Source organism: Streptomyces sp. 6N223, from assembly GCF_052246635.1.
Taxonomy (GTDB): Bacteria; Actinomycetota; Actinomycetes; order Streptomycetales; family Streptomycetaceae; genus Streptomyces.
This window is the reverse complement of the sequence record NZ_JBQQCA010000032.1, coordinates 14,452-31,346: the sequence shown is the minus strand read 5'-3', so window position 1 is coordinate 31,346 and position 16,895 is coordinate 14,452. Positions and strand designations below refer to the sequence as shown.

At 70.6% G+C, this 16,895-nt stretch carries 15 protein-coding genes and 1 pseudogene; 8 read left to right on the top strand and 8 right to left on the bottom strand.

Annotated features, from left to right (window positions below; genetic code table 11):
* Positions 1-18: 18 nt before the first annotated feature.
* On the bottom strand, positions 19-891 hold the full coding sequence (locus ACTWQH_RS20135; protein ID WP_443288024.1) for a hypothetical protein: 873 nt from the start codon (positions 889-891) through the stop codon (positions 19-21).
* A 400-nt stretch (positions 892-1,291) separates the two neighbouring features.
* Between ACTWQH_RS20135 and ACTWQH_RS20130 the strand changes: the two genes are divergently transcribed.
* Entirely contained in the window at positions 1,292-2,737 is a 1,446-nt protein-coding gene (locus tag ACTWQH_RS20130) for a glucose-6-phosphate dehydrogenase (protein ID WP_443288023.1), read from the top strand.
* A 112-nt stretch (positions 2,738-2,849) separates the two neighbouring features.
* On the opposite strand, the gene ACTWQH_RS20125 is transcribed toward ACTWQH_RS20130, so the two are convergent.
* Entirely contained in the window at positions 2,850-4,877 is a 2,028-nt protein-coding gene (locus tag ACTWQH_RS20125) for a polysaccharide lyase family 7 protein (RefSeq protein ID WP_443288022.1), read from the bottom strand.
* 234 nt (positions 4,878-5,111) lie between these two features.
* Here ACTWQH_RS20125 and ACTWQH_RS20120 point away from each other — a divergent pair, with 234 nt between their 5' ends.
* On the top strand, positions 5,112-6,611 hold the full coding sequence (locus tag ACTWQH_RS20120) for a DUF5605 domain-containing protein (RefSeq protein WP_443288021.1): 1,500 nt from the start codon (positions 5,112-5,114) through the stop codon (positions 6,609-6,611).
* Positions 6,612-7,213: 602 nt separating this feature from the next.
* On the opposite strand, the gene ACTWQH_RS20115 is transcribed toward ACTWQH_RS20120, so the two are convergent.
* Entirely contained in the window at positions 7,214-7,564 is a 351-nt protein-coding gene (locus tag ACTWQH_RS20115; protein WP_443288020.1) for a hypothetical protein, read from the bottom strand.
* A gap of 18 nt (positions 7,565-7,582) precedes the next feature.
* The gene (locus tag ACTWQH_RS20110; protein ID WP_443288019.1) at positions 7,583-9,034 is read right to left on the bottom strand and encodes a transcriptional regulator; all 1,452 of its coding nucleotides are present in this window, start codon (positions 9,032-9,034) and stop codon (positions 7,583-7,585) included.
* Between the two features lie 222 nt (positions 9,035-9,256).
* Between ACTWQH_RS20110 and ACTWQH_RS20105 the strand changes: the two genes are divergently transcribed.
* The 5 genes from ACTWQH_RS20105 to ACTWQH_RS20085 all read left to right on the top strand — a co-directional run bounded on the left by ACTWQH_RS20105 (position 9,257) and on the right by ACTWQH_RS20085 (position 10,846).
* A complete protein-coding gene (locus ACTWQH_RS20105) occupies positions 9,257-9,409 on the top strand; it encodes a hypothetical protein (protein WP_443288018.1) in 153 nt (50 codons plus the stop codon).
* A complete protein-coding gene (locus tag ACTWQH_RS20100; RefSeq protein WP_443288017.1) occupies positions 9,409-9,567 on the top strand; it encodes a hypothetical protein in 159 nt (52 codons plus the stop codon). Before ACTWQH_RS20105 ends, ACTWQH_RS20100 begins: the two co-directional genes overlap by 1 nt.
* Positions 9,564-9,803, top strand: a complete 240-nt coding sequence (locus ACTWQH_RS20095; RefSeq protein WP_443288016.1) for a DUF7848 domain-containing protein — start codon at positions 9,564-9,566, stop codon at positions 9,801-9,803. The genes ACTWQH_RS20100 and ACTWQH_RS20095 overlap by 4 nt, the downstream gene beginning before the upstream one ends.
* Complete coding sequence (locus ACTWQH_RS20090; protein WP_443288015.1) at positions 9,803-10,309, top strand: DUF7848 domain-containing protein; 507 nt, start codon at positions 9,803-9,805, stop codon at positions 10,307-10,309. Before ACTWQH_RS20095 ends, ACTWQH_RS20090 begins: the two co-directional genes overlap by 1 nt.
* Positions 10,310-10,423: 114 nt before the next feature.
* Positions 10,424-10,846: a hypothetical protein gene (locus ACTWQH_RS20085; protein WP_443288014.1), complete on the top strand. Its 423-nt coding sequence runs from the start codon at positions 10,424-10,426 to the stop codon at positions 10,844-10,846.
* Positions 10,847-10,959: 113 nt separating this feature from the next.
* Here the strand turns inward: ACTWQH_RS20085 and ACTWQH_RS20080 are convergent, their stop codons facing one another.
* Together ACTWQH_RS20080 and ACTWQH_RS20075 are read right to left on the bottom strand one after the other, a co-directional pair.
* A complete protein-coding gene (locus tag ACTWQH_RS20080) occupies positions 10,960-11,841 on the bottom strand; it encodes a cation diffusion facilitator family transporter (RefSeq protein WP_443288013.1) in 882 nt (293 codons plus the stop codon).
* Positions 11,842-11,882: 41 nt separating this feature from the next.
* Entirely contained in the window at positions 11,883-12,293 is a 411-nt protein-coding gene (locus ACTWQH_RS20075) for an ArsR/SmtB family transcription factor (RefSeq protein ID WP_443288012.1), read from the bottom strand.
* Positions 12,294-12,669: 376 nt separating this feature from the next.
* Between ACTWQH_RS20075 and ACTWQH_RS20070 the strand changes: the two are divergent.
* Positions 12,670-14,138: pseudogene (locus ACTWQH_RS20070) on the top strand (amino acid permease).
* A gap of 70 nt (positions 14,139-14,208) precedes the next feature.
* Here ACTWQH_RS20070 and ACTWQH_RS20065 read toward each other — a convergent pair.
* Positions 14,209-15,876: a PucR family transcriptional regulator gene (locus ACTWQH_RS20065; RefSeq protein ID WP_443288011.1), complete on the bottom strand. Its 1,668-nt coding sequence runs from the start codon at positions 15,874-15,876 to the stop codon at positions 14,209-14,211.
* A gap of 95 nt (positions 15,877-15,971) precedes the next feature.
* Positions 15,972-16,895: a proline dehydrogenase family protein gene (locus tag ACTWQH_RS20060; RefSeq protein ID WP_443288010.1), complete on the bottom strand. Its 924-nt coding sequence runs from the start codon at positions 16,893-16,895 to the stop codon at positions 15,972-15,974.

Sequence of the window (16,895 nt, the reverse complement as noted above, 5' to 3'; positions counted from 1 at the left end):
AGGCGTCAGGCGCAGGCGTCAGGCGGCGTCCGAGGAAGCGGAAGCCGCGGCGATCAGCCCCGGCAGCGTGCCCTCGAACGCCGGGAGCAGCCGCGCGAGCGCCAGCCAGGCGCCCACGTGCCCGCCGAGTTCGCGGCGTACGAGCGGCCGCAGGGCGTCCCCGGCCTCGGCGACGCGCGCGGGGAACGCCTCACGCCCCAGGCCGAGCACGGCCAGCACGTTCCGGGCCGGGCGCCACCGCTCGACGTACTCCCTCGGCCCGCTGGCGATCCCGGCCTGCCGCAGCCGGTGCGCGAACTTCGGGTGGGTCCCGAACTGCGCGCGCACCTCGGGCGGGCAGTCGATGCGCACCGCCAGCGCCCAGCGGGCGTAGCCGGGCAGGGGCTCGGCCCGGTCCGCCTCCGCGACCCGCGGCCAGTCGGCCCGGCTGACGGCGTTGGCAGCCGCACGCCCCTGCCGCATGGTGTACGCACGCCGCAGCGCCGCGATCGGTCCGCCCGGTTCGCGCGCCGCGGGGATGTCCGGCTCGGCGATCCCCGCCAGGTCGCGCGACACCGCGATGCGCTCACCGGCGACGTCGGCGCCGGCGCGGGCGCCGGGCCCGAAGGGGACGCCGCGCAGGATGTCGCGCCTGATGGCGTTGGGGACGTTCGTCTGGTGGTAGACGGCCTTGTTGATGACCGGGTCGTCGCGTTCGAGCAGCCACAGCACGCCGGTCATGGGCATGCCGTTGAGCGTCAGCTCCGCGACGAGCCGCATCGGCGACAGGTCCGCGCCCGCGCCCGAGCGCGCGGCGACCCTGAGCCGCCGCCGCACCTTCTCCGCCTCGCGCGACTCGACCAGCCCGACCAGCACGTCCAGGCCCGTCCCCGTCCCCGCCCGCGTCCGCATCCCGATCCCCCGATCAACCTCCGGCGCCGAGGCCAGGTTAGCCAACCGTGTCGCGCCAGATCCTCGTGAATCCCAGCCCAGCCCAGCCCGGCCACGGCCGGTGTCGATCACGGCGCGGAGGCGGTCGTCAGCGTGCTCCGCGCGCAGCCACATCGGCGGCACCGCGCGCCCATGCCGTACACCCACACCAGACCGCGCGCGAGGCGAGGCCGGAATGCCGGTGCGAGCGAGGTGCCCGATCGCCCCTCCACCACCCCGCCCGAGGACCTGATCGCGGCCCTGACCGGACAGACCCTGGGCCAGCCGGAGCAGATCGCCCCCTGCGCCGTGCGCCGGCGCTTCGCGACGGACATGATGGCCGGTGACGTCATCCCCACCAGGGCCAGGCAGGAGCTCATCGGTGATCCATCGGCTCGTCATCTTCGGCGCGACCGGCGACCTCAGCGCGCGCTACCTGCTGCCCGGGCTGGCCGCGCTGCGCGCCGCCGGGCACCTCGGCGACGCCTTCCGGCTCGTGTGCGTGGACCGCGCGGACTGGGACGACGACCGGTTCCGGCGGTGGGCGGCGGACCAGATCAAGCGGCACGCCGACCACGCCGACCACGCCGACCACGCCGACCACGCCGACCGTGCCGACCACGCCGGCCGGGCCGGCCGGGCCGGCCGGGCTGGCCCTCGCATCCTCGACGCAGGGAGGGCCGTGGCGGCCTCGGCCCGCTACCGGCGGGCCGACGTCACCTCCGCCGCCGAGGTGGCCGCGACCCTCGCCGGCGACGGGCCCGTCGCCGTCTACCTCGCCCTCCCCCCGGGCCTCTTCCCCGCCGTGGCCACCGCCCTGCACGACGCGGGCCTGCCGCCGGGCAGCCGCCTCGTGCTGGAGAAGCCGTTCGGCGTGGACCTGGACAGCGCCATGCGGCTCAACCGGCTGCTCGCCCGGCTCGTGCCGGAACAGGCGGTGTTCCGCGTCGACCACTTCCTGGCGATGACGTCCGTTCAGAACCTCCTCGGCGGCCGCCTCGCGAACCGCCTCCTGGAGCCGGTGTGGAACAGCACCCACATCGCGGCGGTGGACATCGTCTGGGACGAGTCCCTCACACTTGAGGGCCGGGCCGCGTACTACGACGGCGTCGGGGCCCTCAAGGACATGCTCCAGAGCCACCTGATGCAGCTGATGTGCCTGGTCGCCATGGAGCCCCCGGCCAGCCTCGGCGAGCGCGACCTGCGCGACCGCAAGGCCGACGTGCTGCGCTCCGTGCGCCCCGTCACCGACCCGCGCCGCACCCGCCGCGCCCGCTACCTCGCCGGCCGGATCGGCGACCGCCAGGTCCCGGCGTACGCCGACGAGGAGGGCGTCGACCCCGCGCGCCGCACCGAGACCTTCGCCGAGGTGGAGCTGGAACTCGACAGCCCCCGCTGGTCGGGAACGACCTTCCGCCTCCGCAGCGGCAAGGCCCTCGCGACCGACCGCAAGGAGGTCGCCGTCCGCTTCCGCCCCGTCCCCCACCTGCCCGCCGGCCTCGCCGGCGAGGCCCTGCCCAACGTGCTCCGCTTCGGCCTCGACCCGGAGAGCCTGGCCCTGGACCTGACCACCGCCGGCTCCGGCGCCGCCAACGCCCTCGCCCCCCTCACCCTCACCGCCCGCAAGCCCCCGCCCGAACTCCCCGCCTACGGCCGCCTGCTGCTCGACGTGCTTCTCGGCAACGCGGCCCTGTCCGTGCGCGGCGACGAGGCCGAGGCGTCCTGGCGTGTCCTGGAGCCCGTCATGTCGGCCTGGTCCCGCGGCCTCGTCCCCCTGCGGGAGTACCCGGCGGGCTCTGCCGGGCCGGCGGGCGCGGACGCGGGATGACCGGCCGGCGCGGCCCGGGCGGCGAGCTCGCGGAACGCCCGCGCCGAAGATGCTGAAACGGCCCGCCGGAAGGAACCGGCGGGCCGTCACGAGGGGGAGGGGACGGGCCGGGCTAGCCGACCTCGTACACCCGGACCCAGTCGACCTGGAACTCGGCGGGGCGCAGGCCGCCGTCTCCGGTGAAGTTGTCGAGCTGGATGTTGAGGTGCCCCGAGGGCATGTCCTGGATGTTGCCGCGCTCGTCGTTCGCGCCGTCCGCCATGCGGAACCACTCCTCGCCGTCGACGTAGCCGACCACCCCTTCGGGCGTCCACTCGAAGGCGAAGTTGTGCCACTCGGTCATGTCAACGCCGCACCGCTCGTGGTGTTCCTTCTCGTCCGACGGGCTCTGCGGGTAGTGCATCCAGGCCCCGAGGCACTGCTCGTCGGGGTCCGTGTACTCGACCCAGTCGTACTCCCCGTCCTCCAGGCGCTCGTCCGAGGTCGGCCAGATCAGGTGCAGCGGGTGGTAGAGCCCGCCCTCGGGGCCGGTGTTCATCGAGCGGGAACGGATCTCCCACCGGCCGTACTGCGTTTCGTACTCCTGCCGCAGCCATCCCGTGTCGCCGTTCTCCTCGCCCGTCATGGTGAGGAGGCCGTCGGCGACGGTGCTGTTCTTCGCGCACCGGCGGCCGTTGTCGTTGTGGCCTTCCCAGCAGCCCTCCGTGCCGCCGACGTCGCCGCTCGGCACGCCCCACTTCTCGGGGTCGACCGGGCCGGTGTAGTCGAACTCGTCGGAGATGGGCAGCGGCGTGCCCCAGTCGTAGCGAACGGCGGCCTGCGTCTCGTCGGAGCCGCCGTCACCGCCGTCACCGCCACCATCACCATCACCGCCGCCGTCGCCACCGGAGCCGTCGCCGTGCGTGACGCTCAGCTCGTAGATGTTCGTCTCGCCGTAGTTGTCCTCGCTGCACGGTGAGGAGTTCTCGCAGTTGGCCTGGGTGTAGGCGCCGGCCTTGAAGTAGTTGGAGGAGTCGGAGTGGTCGAGGGTCGTCTCCAGCTCGCCGTTGTAGTAGACCTCGATCTCACCGCCGCTGACCACGTACGTGACCTCGAAGACCGTGCCGAGCTCGTAGGAGTCGGTGATCAGGTGGTGGTTGGTCTCGTCGCCCTCCGTGATCCAGAGCTCCGAGCCCTCCAGCCGCAGCGCGGTCACGTCGTCGTCGCCGCCGTGGATCTGGGCGCCGACGACCTCCGGCTTGTCCTCGGGCAGGTGGGTGAACGCCTCCCGGACCGTCATGGTGTGCGTGCCGGAGGTCGAGGACCACTCGATCTCGTCCTCGCCGCCGCTCTCCATCTCCCGCAGCTCGGAGCGCGGATAGCTGGAGCCGCCGGTGGTGACGCCGTTGACGGGGGAGCGGAACTGCACGGCGTCCCCGGCCTCGGTGACCGTGAAGAAGGGGTCGTGGGAGAACTCGCCGAGGTCGGGCTGGAAGATCTCGGTGGGTTCCTCGTCGTCGCCGAGGGGCAGCGTCACCTTCCAGTCGCTCAGGTCGAGCACGTCCGCGGGGATCTCGGCGTCGCCGCCGCCACCTCCGCCGCCTCCGCCGCCTCCGCCGCCTCCGCCGTCGCCGTCGGGGCTGCCCCAGATCTCGACCTCGGTGAGGCTGTTCCAGTCGCCCTCGCCGTCACCGGTGTAGCCGTGGCCGAGGTAGCGGACCTTCGAGGTCTGGACGGGCTCGAACTCGAACGCCTCCAGCTGTGTCGTCGTGCCGCTGCTCTCGCCGTCGTAGGCGGTGGCCCAGCCGGATCCGTTCCAGTACTGGAGCTCGAAGACGTTCTGACGGGTGGTGCCCTCGTACACGCCGAGCCTGATCTCGCTGACCGTCATGGTCGAGCCGAGGTCGAGCTGCAGCCAGGCGCCGTCGCCCTCGCCCGACCACCGGGTGCCGAGGTCGCCGTCGACGGCGTTGGCCGGCGTGTTCTCGTCGCTGGTGCTGGCGGTGACCGCGCCGGCGGCGGGTGTGATCTGCTCGCCGGCGGCCTGCGCGGTGGTCGCCGGCACGGCTATCGCCGCCGCGCCCGCGACGAGGACGGCGACCGCCAACGGCAGCCGCGCACGCCCCCGAGGCGCGAAACGGGACAGGCGGGTGTGTTTCACCTTCAGTGCCCTCCTTGTTCGAGTGCTCCATTCGCCTTCTCGCGGGACCGTAGGCAAGAAGCCGCGAGAGGGGTCACGAGCGGCAGGCGGCACCCTGGTCCGGCACCGCCCGGCGGGCAACACGGGAACCGGCTCGACCTCGGGGCCACACCCCCGCGGCGTTGTCTTGAACCTCCAGTCCGTCGCGCGGATCCCTCTTTGGCCCGTTCCGCCTTTCCCGCTAAGGTGCGCCCCGTGGATCGCGACGACAAGAGCACGGCCGGCATACGCCACGGCGAGCGCTGCGCGCGGTGGGACGTGTTCGAGATCGAGATGGACGGGCCGCCGCACGGTAACCCGTTCACTGACGTTGAACTCGGCGTGACGTTCAGCGACGGGCAGCGCGAGCTGCGTGTCGGCGGCTTCTACGACGGGGAGGGAACGTACCGGATCCGGTTCATGCCTGACGCCGAGGGCCCCTGGACCTTCGTGACGTCGTCCACGGCGCGGTCGCTCGATGGCCTCTCCGGCCGCTTCGTGAGCGGGCCAGCCGCACCGGGACTCCACGGTCCGGTGCGGGTGGCCGACCGGTACCACTTCGCGTATGCCGACGGCACGCGGTACCTGCCGCTCGGAACCACCGCGTACGCCTGGACGCACCAGGTGGAACGCCTGCGGGCCGCGACCCGGCACACGCTGGCGGCCAGCCGGTTCACCAAGGTGAGAATGTGCCTGCTGCCCAAGGCATACCTCTACAACACAGGTGAGCCCGAGCTGTATCCCTTTCCCGGCTCCGCTGCGGACGGCTGGGACACGACCCGCTTCGACACCCGGTTCTTCCGGCGGTTCGAGGACGAGGTACGAGCCTTGCGGGACATGGGGATCGAGGCGGACGTCATCCTCTTCCACCCCTACGACCGATGGGGCTTCTCCGCACTGGGGCCCGCCGCGGACGACCGGCTGACGCGCTACGTGGTACGGCGGCTGTCGGCGCTGTCGAACGTGTGGTGGTCGATGGCGAACGAGTACGACCTGGTGGGAACCAAGACAGAGGACGACTGGGAACGCCTGGCGGGCATCGTGGCCGAGGAGGACCCGTACGGCCACCTGCACTCCATCCACAACTGCGGCCCGTTCTACGACCACGCCAAGCCATGGATCACGCATTGCAGCATCCAGCGCGTCGATGTGTACCGCACCGCGGAGAACACCGACACGTGGCGTACTCAGTGGGGCAAGCCCGTGGTGGTCGACGAGTGCGGGTACGAGGGCGACATCGACCAGGGCTGGGGCAACATCACGGGTGAGGAACTGGTGCGGCGCTGCTGGGAAGGCGCAGTCCGCGGCGGGTACGTTCAGCACGGCGAGACGTACCTCAACGACCCCGAGGAGCTGTGGTGGTCCAAGGGCGGCGAGCTGGTCGGGACCAGCCCTGAACGCATCGCGTTCCTGCACGACGTCATCCGTCAGTCCCCCACCGGCGTTCTCGACCCCCTTCCCTCCGATTGGGACGCCCCCCGCGGCGGAGTCCACGGCGCGTACGAACTCATCTACTTCGGCTTCAACCGCCCACGATTCCGGAACATCAGCGTGCCCGCCCACGGGCGGTTCGCGATCGACGTGATCGACACGTGGGCCATGACGATCGACCATGTCGGCGTGACGGCGAACACCAGCTTGCGCGTAGAGCTGCCGGGCCGCCCGTACATGGCCATCCGCTTGACCCGCCTACCCGACGACGCCGCGGCAGGGTGAGTGCGTGTTCGATCGCGGTGTGTGAGTGTGTGAGAGGGCGTCAAGGCTCCTGCCGGCGATGCTGGTGCGGTGAGTATCAGCAGCGAGCATCCGGTCAGCTCGGAGCAGGTCTATGCGGCCCTCGCCGCGCTGAGGGCCACGCCGGTCCTGGACCCTGAGACCCGACTTTTATCACTGGGACGTGATTCGGGGCTTCCCAGGGCTATGAGCTGGTGTTTCGATCCGCAGGGTGTGCTCTCCCCGACGACCTGAAGGACGCACTCAAGCAGATCCAGTCCCGGCCAAGTGCGTACTAGTTTGAGCAAAGTCGGGTCACGAGCGGCAGGCGGCACCCTGGTCCGGCACCGCCCGGCGGGCAACACGGGAACCGGCTCGACCTCGGGGCCACACCCGCGCGGCGCTGGCGGGCCCGGAGACGGCCGTGCTGCTGGCCGCCGTCAGCGGGCACGTGGGCTTGGACGGCGCGGGCGGCGTCCCGGCGCTGACGCGGCTGGCTCGCGTCCCGGACCCGCGCGTCCAGGCGCCGGTGTTCCCGCCAGGCCGGGCTGGCCGCGCTCGCCGGTTCTCTCCGAAGCCCTGGCGACGAGACACATTCACGCCGGCTATTCGATAGCCTCAAAGATGTCGGCATCAGTTTCGCGCTGCCACTCAGGGAGATCTTCCCAGTCGGCCACGTAGCTTGGCTTTGGTGATTCGATATGCTTATGAATCTGCGCAATCCAGCAGATGGCTACGAATCGACCCTTCTGCTCACGGGTCAACTTCGAAGAATTCCCATCGCTGATCGCAATGAAATCCCGAATCTGGCTGTAGACAGCAGCGGCGGCCTGCCGTTCCCACTCAGGGGTCTCATCCCAGGGGGTAATATAGCCTGACTTCGGTTCTCCCGGGTAATGCCTCTTGACCCCGGCAATCCATGCTTCGCGGAAGATGCGGCCGTGTTCGTCAGCCATAATCCCTCTTTCGATTGGTTACTTGGTCGAGTCAAGCATGGCGATTTCTTGACTGAGATGAGAAATGCGGCGATCCGAAAGAAGCGGTGACAATTGTCCCTGCAAGCCCTGGATCTTCCGTTTGATATATCCCGAGTGGGTTTGCTGCGCGAGTTCAATAGCAGCGTGCGCGAACGTCAACAGTTGATCAATGTCGCGCCGCTGAATCCCGAGCACGGCAAGGTCTGTAAGAACCCCTCCTCTCCGGCGAGCAGATAGTGGCTGTTCAAGGGCATCCATCAACGCTGTTTCGGCGAGATCGGGTCTGCCAAGCGCGACGTAGCATGTGCCGCGCTCCTCTGCCAGCCTCGAACTGTCGAAGCGCAACCAACCGCCATTGTGGATGGTGCCATTGAGCGATCGGACTTGTTCCGCTTCATCCAATGCTCGAATGCAGGCGTCAAAGTCTCCAAGCCTGGCAAATGCTTCAGCTCGTACGGCGGCAACCCAATAACGCGTAGACATCTGATTATCTCCGCGCCTGGCGACGTGCGCCGCAGCGTCAAGCAAGGGGGGAACCTCGTTGAATTTCCTCTCATGCATGCCGATGAATGCGTGTCTCGTCAAAGCGCAAGCCCAGAGGTCAAAATTGCTAGCCTCTTTGCTCGCGCTTGCAGACAGCGTGTAGCAATGGGCGGCGTCAGTGTATCGGTTGCTGTCGAAGAAGATCTCTCCGGCAATTTGGAAGAGATCACCTGCGCTGCCACAGAGTTGCCGGTGGGCGCCTTGGGTTTTTGCCCTACTCAAGCTCTGTACCACTTCGTTCAGCTGTTCTCTGACTACCGGGTATACGGCATGCTTGGATGAGGAGAGTGAGAAGACCTGCCAGATGTGTGAGTTCATTCGGCCAAAGCTTGCGATGTCCTCAGTGCGGGCAAGCTCCTGAATCTCCTCGGTGGAAGCTTGGGCCTCCGCTGTGGAAATCAAGACCCCTGTTATGCTTATGAGTCGCAGGAATTCGCGTCGGATCATTTCGTCGAGGTCACCCGCATCCAAGTAATTCTGGCCTGGTGTTACGTTCTCTGGCTGTGCCGACAAGTGGGTGTTAGACGGCACATTTGCCGTTTCATGGCCTGGGCCAGCATAGGTCGGAGTCTCGGACCGAGCGCTATTTTCCGGGGAACTCTCCCATGGCCGTGGCGACAGATCGAGCATTTCGCCGGGAATGCCGAAACCATCGGCAATGCGTTCGATAACCGCGAGTCCTCGGATGCGCCGTTCGCCTCGGATTACGTCACTAACCCGGGCGCTGCTCATCTTGCCGATAGCGGCTGCCATGTCCGCGTGACTGGACCCGGTACGCCGATTAATCAGGCGGAAGATCTCCTGAAAGTTCCGCGTGGCGCAAGCTCGCCGCATGGCGTCGCTGTTCAGCAGCGCATCCGGGATGGTCAGCGAGTAGCCCCGCCGTTGGTCCGCTCGTTCGCCCATGGGCCACCTCGCAGTGACAGAAGTGGATCAACCCCAAGCGTAGCCGCAGTCGAGAGCGGGGTTCCCCAAAACCGTTCGCGGGGCTCCCCGTTCGCGGTTCCCGCAGGGCGCCGCTGCCCTGATGCTCGTGAAACGCCACGCGCAACGCACCGAACCTGGTGCCCCCGCAGCCGATGCGCTTCGGCCCGGGGGCGTGGCCCAACCTGATTGAGGCAGGTGGACATGGATCACACTATCGCGCGACTCTTCGACGTGCTGTTGTCTTTGATGCTGCTCGCATCCATCCCATACCGGGTGCCCCGGTCGTTGTGGCTGGCGTCGGTGGGGATCGAAAACGGCCCGCGCATCGTCGACGGCGTGAAGGTGGTGGCGTGATGCCCGAGCAGCAGACCGCCACCCCGGCCGGGGGACAGCAGGGGACTCAGGACAGCGCGACCATAAGGAGGCTGCGCGAGGAGGTCAGGCGGGTCAACGAGATCAACAAGAAGAACCGGGAGAGCAAGGGCAGCAAGACGAGCGGGGGCCGGTCATGAGCCGCGCGACGTACCGCTTCCGCGAGGACGCGATCGTGCCCGACGAGCGGCCCGAGGCGGAAGCCTGGACGTACACGATGCAGTGCACCGCGTGCGGCGTGACAGGGCCGACGGACACTGACCCCGGGCAGGTCACCGTCTGGGCGGCGGCGCACCTGAAGGCAAACCCTGATCACCTCACCTACCGCGAGCACATCACGCGCCCGTACCGGGCCGAAGCGGGAGCGTGGCAGTGATGCACACCATCCGGAGAACCGCTGCCTGGGTGCTGTCCGCCGAACGCGCGCCCGAGGCGCCGCACGCGGTCTGCGGCGCGGCGTGCATGGCGTGCCCGGCCGAGTCCGCATGGGTGGACAACGACTCGACCCCGGTCGAGCTATGGGCGATCAACCACACCGCACAACGCGGCCTGTCCCACAGCCAGTTCAGCGTGACGACACAGAGCCACTGGACGGTTGACCCACGCATCGGCTTGCCCGCGCCGCCGAGCAAGCCCGTCCCCGCTACGGAACCGGACGCGGCGGCGGGAACGGCGCTGCCTGGCCCGGGGGTCAACCGGCCGCAGAGCACGGGGGTGCACGCCCGGCCGCGCGGACGCTGGCACCCCGGAACGCTGCTACACCGCGCAGTGGTCCGTACGGGACGGTTCGGCGCGCCACTGGCCGTGGCCGGTCTCGTCCTCGCCTCGGCGGCGCTGCTGGCCGCCCTGCTCAACGCCGCGAGTGGGGCGGGTGGCGGCTGACCCTGCGAAGCCTCCCGCCCCGGCTGTGCCGTCAGGAAGTGACGCCCAGCCGGAGCTGGGCGCAAGATCCGGGCCGGGAGGGGTCCCGGGACGCACGGCCTACCGTGGCGTGTCATGGCGAACGAACCGCACTTCCCGGTCTATGGGGCTGGGCCGGGGGCCGGGGCTCCCGGCCTGGGGATCCTGGGCCACTTCCTGGTGCGTGCGGCTTCCCGGCGAAGTGCGACGATCACCACCCCTGATCACATCGAGGTGCACACGGCGTCCGGTATCCGCCGGACCGCGTGGCGGGACATCCAGGCCATCGAGATCGTCGACGCCATTACGCCACGCACCAGGAGACACGTGCCCGTGGACACCGGTCAGTACGTCGCGATCTACGACCACACTGGCCGCCGGACCGAACTGCCACACGTCAACACGACCCACGTCGCCTCACTGACGGACGAGCTGCGCGTACTGCGTGAACTGTGGGAACGCCTTCGCGGCCCCGACTGGACGCCGCGACCGCGAGGGGAGGGCCCTGCTGCTCGCTGACCGGCTGGGATGCTTTCGTACCCAAGTACGCATCACGCGATCCGGCGCCTTGCCTGCGGGCGCCGGACGACGCGGGCCCGCGCCGCGAAGATCCGGAAGCGGCCGCCTGGGCCTCACCAGCCGAGCTCGTCGCAGCCGCTGTGGTCCGCGGGCTCGACCTGGAGCGTGGCGTGGGCGACGCCGTGACGCCGGCGCAGCACGTCGCGCGCCTGGTCCAGGACGGCGTGGGTGGGGGCTTGCTCGTGGGTGACCAGGTGGGCGGTGGCCACGGGCATGCCGGAGGTCAGCGTCCACAGGTGCAGGTCGTGGACGTCGGCGACGCCGTCGATGGCGGCCAGGTCGCCGGCGACGGCCTCCACGCTCATCCCGTCGGGCGCGTGCTGGCCCAGCACGGCGAGGACCTGGCGGCCGAGCGCGAGGGCGCGGACGACCACGAAGGCGCCGATGGCCAGGGCGATGAGGCTGTCCCACAGCGGCTGGCCCGTGGCGGCGACCAGCCAGGCGGCGGCGATGACGCCGAGCGACCCGGCGGTGTCGGCGAGCACCTCCAGGTAGGCGCCCCGGACGCTGAGGCTGTCGGCGGCCCCGGCGCGCAGCAGGAGCAGGGCGGCGAGGTTGACGAGGAGGCCGAGAACGCCGACCACCAGCATGGGGCCGGTCTCGACCTCCGGGGTGGAGCCGATGCGCCCGATGGCCTGGCCGGTGATGTAGGCGGCCACCCCGAGCATCAGCAGCACCGCGAGGCCGGAGGCGAAGACCTCGGCGCGGTAGGAGCCGTAGGTGCGCCGCCCCGTGCTGTCGGGCCGGGTGGCGATGCGGGTCGCGACGAGGGCGGCGGCCAGGGTGACGACGTCGGCGGCCATGTGCCCGGCGTCGGAGAGCAGGGCCAGGGAGCCGGCGAGGAGCCCGGCGGCCAGCTCGACGAGGAAGAAGCCGGCGATGAGGGCGAGGGAGACCGCCAGGCGCCGGCGGTGACGGCCGGTGGCGGAGGTCACCCCGTGCCCATGACCATGCGCGTGGCCGTGTCCGTGGCCCATCAGCGGCCTCCGGTGCGTTCGGGGTGGATGGCCTCGGTGTGTCCGGTGTGGGCGACGGCCAGGTCGAGCAGCATGCGCACGTGGGCGTCGGCCAGCCGGTAGTAGGCCATGCGCCCGGAGCGGCGGGCGGTGACCACGCGGTGGGCCCGCAGCAGCCGCAGGGCGTGGGAGGCGGCGGACTCGCTGAGCCCGGCCACCGCGGCGAGGTCGCACACGCACAGCTCCCCATCCAGCAGGGCGACCAGCAGCCGCAGCCGCCCGGGGTCGGACATCAGCCCGAAGACATCCGCGGTGTCGGCCAGCTCGTCCTCGGCAGGCATGCGGGCGCGCACCGCGTGAACGCGCTCGGCGTCGACGACGCGGACCGCGCAGCCGTCCGCCTGAACCGGCTCATCTGAATGTCTATTCACATGTGCATGATGGGGAGGTGCCAGGGCCGGTGTCAAAGGCTGCACTGGTGATCGTTGTCAGCGTCGCCAGGTCAACGACAACGCCAGCCCATCGCCGCGCTTTCGGGAGGCCGCGCGGGCATTTCCGTTTCGGACAAACGAAATGCCGCCTCGCTGTGAAATGCGACATATACGGATGGGATTGCGCAGCCTTAACTTCTTGTGTTCATGGTTACGCCTCGCGTCCAGGCCGCTCCTGGTCGCTGTCCCACACAATGCTGATCGGCCGCGCCGCCTCCCGTCGACCCGCCTCCCCCGGTGCGGCGCCCTGTGCGCCTCGTCCGTCCCCTTCGGCCGGGCGGCGACCCGGCCGAACGCCTCATCTCAAGGAATTCGAATGAGCGCATCCCCCAGCAAGGTGCACGTCCCCTCCGACCCTCCTCCTCCCCCTCCGGCACCGGGACCCGCCACGGGTGGCCTCCAGGCCGGCCTCAAGCACCGCCATCTGTCGATGATCGCCATCGGCGGCGTGATCGGGGCCGGCCTGTTCGTCGGATCCGGCTCCGCCATCGCCAGCGCGGGCCCGGGCATCTCCTGTCCTACGCCCTCGTCGGCGTCCTCGTCGTGCTGGTGATGCGGATGCTCGGTGAGATGTCCGCCGCCAACCCGACGTCCGGATCGTTCTCGGCGCACGCCGACCGCGCGCTCGGCACCTGGGCCGGGTTCTCCATCGGCTGGCTGTACTGGTTCTTCTGGGTGGTGGTGCTGGCCGTGGAGGCCACCGCGGGCGCCGTCATCCTCGAAGGCTGGATCCCCGCCGTGCCGCAGTGGGCCTGGGCCCTCATCGTGATGGTCGTGCTGACCGGCACCAACCTCGTCTCCGTCGGCTCCTACGGCGAGTTCGAGTTCTGGTTCGCCGGCATCAAGGTGGTGGCGATCAGCGCGTTCATCGTCGTCGGCGGGCTCGCCATCTTCGGTCTGCTGCCCGGTGTCGACAGCGACGGGGCCGGGCCGGCCAATCTCACCGACCACGGCGGCTTCCTGCCCAACGGGCCCAGCGCCGTCCTCACCGGCGTGCTCCTCGTCGTCTTCTCCTTCATGGGCAGCGAGATCGTCACGCTCGCCGCCGGCGAGTCCAAGAACCCGCGGCGGGCCGTGACTCAGGCGACCAACAGCGTCATCTGGCGGGTCGCCGTCTTCTACCTCGGCTCGATCCTCGTGGTTGTCTCGCTGGTGCCGTGGAACGACCCGTCGATCACGGAGAACGGCTCGTACGTCGCCGCCCTCGACTCCCTCGGCATCGCGCACGCCGGCCAGATCATGAACTTCATCGTGCTGACATCGGTGCTGTCCTGCCTGAACTCCGGGCTCTACACGGCCTCCCGGATGGCGTTCTCGCTCGGTGAGCGGGGCGACGCGCCCCGGGCCTTCGCGCGGACCACGTCCCGCGGCGTGCCGCAGACGGCGATCCTCGCGTCCGTCGTCTTCGGCTTCGTGGCCGTCTTCTTCAACTACAGATTCCCCGACACGGTCTTCCTCTTCCTCGTCAACTCCTCCGGCGCGGTCGCCCTGTTCGTCTGGCTGGTGATCTGCTTCTCGCAGCTGCGGATGCGGAAGATCATCCAGCGCGAGACGCCGGAGAAGCTGGTCGTGCGGATGTGGCTGTACCCGTATCTGACGTGGGCGACGGCGGCGATGATCGTGTTCGTGCTCGGCTACATGCTGACCGACACCGAGCACGACGGGCGCCGGACCGTGTCCCTCTCCCTGCTGGTCGCCGCCGGCGTGGTGGCCGCCGCGCTGGTCTGCGAGCGGATCCGCCGCAGCCGCACGGTCCAGGCGGCGGCGACCGCCGACCCGCCCTGACGCCGGCGCCCGCCGGCGCGCGTCGCCCCGCGCGTCGCCCCGCGCGTCGCCCCGGGGCCGCCGCTGCCGCTCAGCGCTCCGCCGGTGGTGCCTCTTCTCTCACCTCCAGCAGCAGCTGAAGGTGAGAGAAGAGGCACTGGTACGCGTTGGCCAGATCGATCCCGCTGACCGCATCGGCCCGCCTGAGGCGGTAGCGAAGCGTGTTCGGGTGCACATGCAGCGACTCGGCCGCCTCGCGCACATTGCCCAGCGCGCCGATGTACGCCAGCATCGAGGACACCAGCCCGCTGTCGTGTTCCGCGTCGTAGGCGACGAGCGCCGACACCCGGGGGTCCCGCAGCCGCGGGTTCTCCCCGAGCAGCGTCAGCACCTCGCCGACCAGCACCTCGGAGCGGACGTCGCCGATCGTGGCCACCCGCCGCCCCCCGTCGCGCGCGATGACGTCGAGCACGCGGTCGGCCGCCTCGCGGGACTCGGTGATCTCGTCCAGGCAGGGAACGACCGATCCGACGGCCGCGTGGACGTCGAGCTTCAGACGCTGCCCGGCCGCCTCCACGATCGCCTCGGCCAGCCCGCCCACCAGGCTCTCCGCCCCGTGCGCCGGCAGCCCCGGCAGGAGCGCGTACACCCGCGGGTCGGCGTCGGTCACCATGAAGGGCCGCCGGTACGCCGAGGTGTGCACCGTGATCAGCCCCACCATGACCGACCGGCGCAGCTCGGACTCCGGCCGGTCGACCTCCCCGTCGTCCCCGGGGTCCGGCACGCCGCCGCCCAGCTCGAACGCCACCACCACCGCCGGCCTGTCCGGGTCGGTCCCCAGGCCGTCGGCGAGCGTCCGCGGGTGGACGTGCCCCTGGAGAACGCCGGTGAGCAGCGAGTCCTCCACCTGGCTCTCGCCCTGTGCCCCCGTCCGCCGCCGCACCAGCTGCAGCGCCGCCGCCCGGGCCGCGCCGAGCAGGGCCCGGCCCGCGTCCGGGGCCATCTCCTCCCGGCCCTCCTGCACCCAGATGGAGCCCAGCAGCTGCTCGTCGACCCGGATGCCGATCGCCAGCCGCCGCCGGATGCCCAGCTCGGGGTGTGCCTCGATGTCGATCACGTCGTCCCCGGCGCGCAGCCGCTCGAAGACCCCCCACCGCCGCAGCAGCGCCAGGTAGTCGGCGGGCCCCTGGAGCCCCAGGATCGACAGCCGGCGCAGCTCGTCGATGTCGGCCTCGTCCGAGCGGGAGTAGGCCAGCACCCGGCTGGAGGGATCCTCGATGGTGACGTTGCCCCCCGTGAGCGTCGCGACGGTCTGCGCGAGCGTGAACAGGTCCCTCGGCTGTCCGACCTCCGCGGGGGCAGCCGTCCCCGCGTCCGCCATCACGGCCCTGGCCTGGAAGCCCAGCTGCGTCCAGCTCGCCTCGGGCCGGATGCCGAGCACGGCGGCGCCGGTCTCGGCGGCCAGATCCTGGAGGTCCCGGACGTCGTCCTCGTGCTCCAGCTTCACCGCCACCGCGGCGGCGCCGCGCAGGGCCGCGGAACGCGCCAGGCGCAGCCCCCTTCGGCCCCGGGCGACGATGATCAGCACGAGACCCGCGGGGTGGTAGTCGCCCGGTTCCTCGTCGGCGTCGAGGATGGCTATCCCGTTGATCTCGGTGTCGAGCCCGTTCGGCGCGGCGAGCAGGCCGATGACCGGATCGCCGACCGCGGACAGGAGCTGTCGCAGGCTGGCACAGGCCGGCTCCCGCTTCTCATTCACTTTTTCCACCTGTTCACGCCATGGAAAGCGGTTTGCCGGAATGGGGCACAGACGTTACTTGCCATGGCGGACGGCGGACAACAGATCCGGTGCTTTCAGCGTCCCCGCAGGGCACGGGCGAAGAAAACGAGGTTCGCCGGGCGTTCCCCGAGGCGGCGCATGAAGTACGGATACCACTCGGCGCCGTACGGCACGTACACGCGCACCCGCGGGCCGCGCGCGGCGAGCCGGCGCTGCTCGTCCGTGCGGACGCCGTGGAGCATCTGGTACTCGTGGTCCCCGGCGCTGCGGCCGGCGCGCGCCGCGAGGGCCTCCGCGATGGCGAGCAGCCGGGGGTCGTGCGTGGCGACCATGGGGTAGCCCTGCCCGGCCAGCAGCGCCTTCAGGCACTGCACGTAGGAGGCGTCGACCTCCGCCGGGCGCCGGTAGGCCACCGAGGCCGGCTCGTCGTAGGCGCCCTTGCACAGCCGGACCCGCGAGCCGGGCCCCGCGAGGTCGGCGCAGTCGGCCTCGGTGCGCCGCAGGTAGGACTGGAGGACCACGCCGGCCCAGGGGAAGTCCGCCCGCAGCTCGGCCACGATCGACAGCGTCGCGTCGACGCTCGCGTAGTCCTCCATGTCGACCGTCACCGTCGTCCCGGCCACCGCGGCCGCGGCACAGATCTCGCGGGCGTTGTCGAGCGCGATCCTGTCCCCGTCGGCGGGCAGGGCACGGCCGAGCGCGGACAGCTTCACCGACACCTCCGCGCGGCCGGCGAGGCCCTCGCGCGCCAGCGTGGCCAGCAGCGTGCGGTAGGCCGCGACGGCCGAGCCGGCCCGCGCCCGGTCGGTGGTGTCCTCGCCGAGGCGGTCGAGGGTGACGAGCCGGTCCCGCGCCAGGGTGCGCGTCACGCGGAGCGCGGCGTTGACGTCGTGGCCCGCGACGAAGCGGCCGACGACCGGACGCGCGAGCGGCAGGCCCTCGACGAGCGAGCGGCAGCGCGGCGAGCGGGATGCGGTGACGAGCGCGGAACGCAGCAT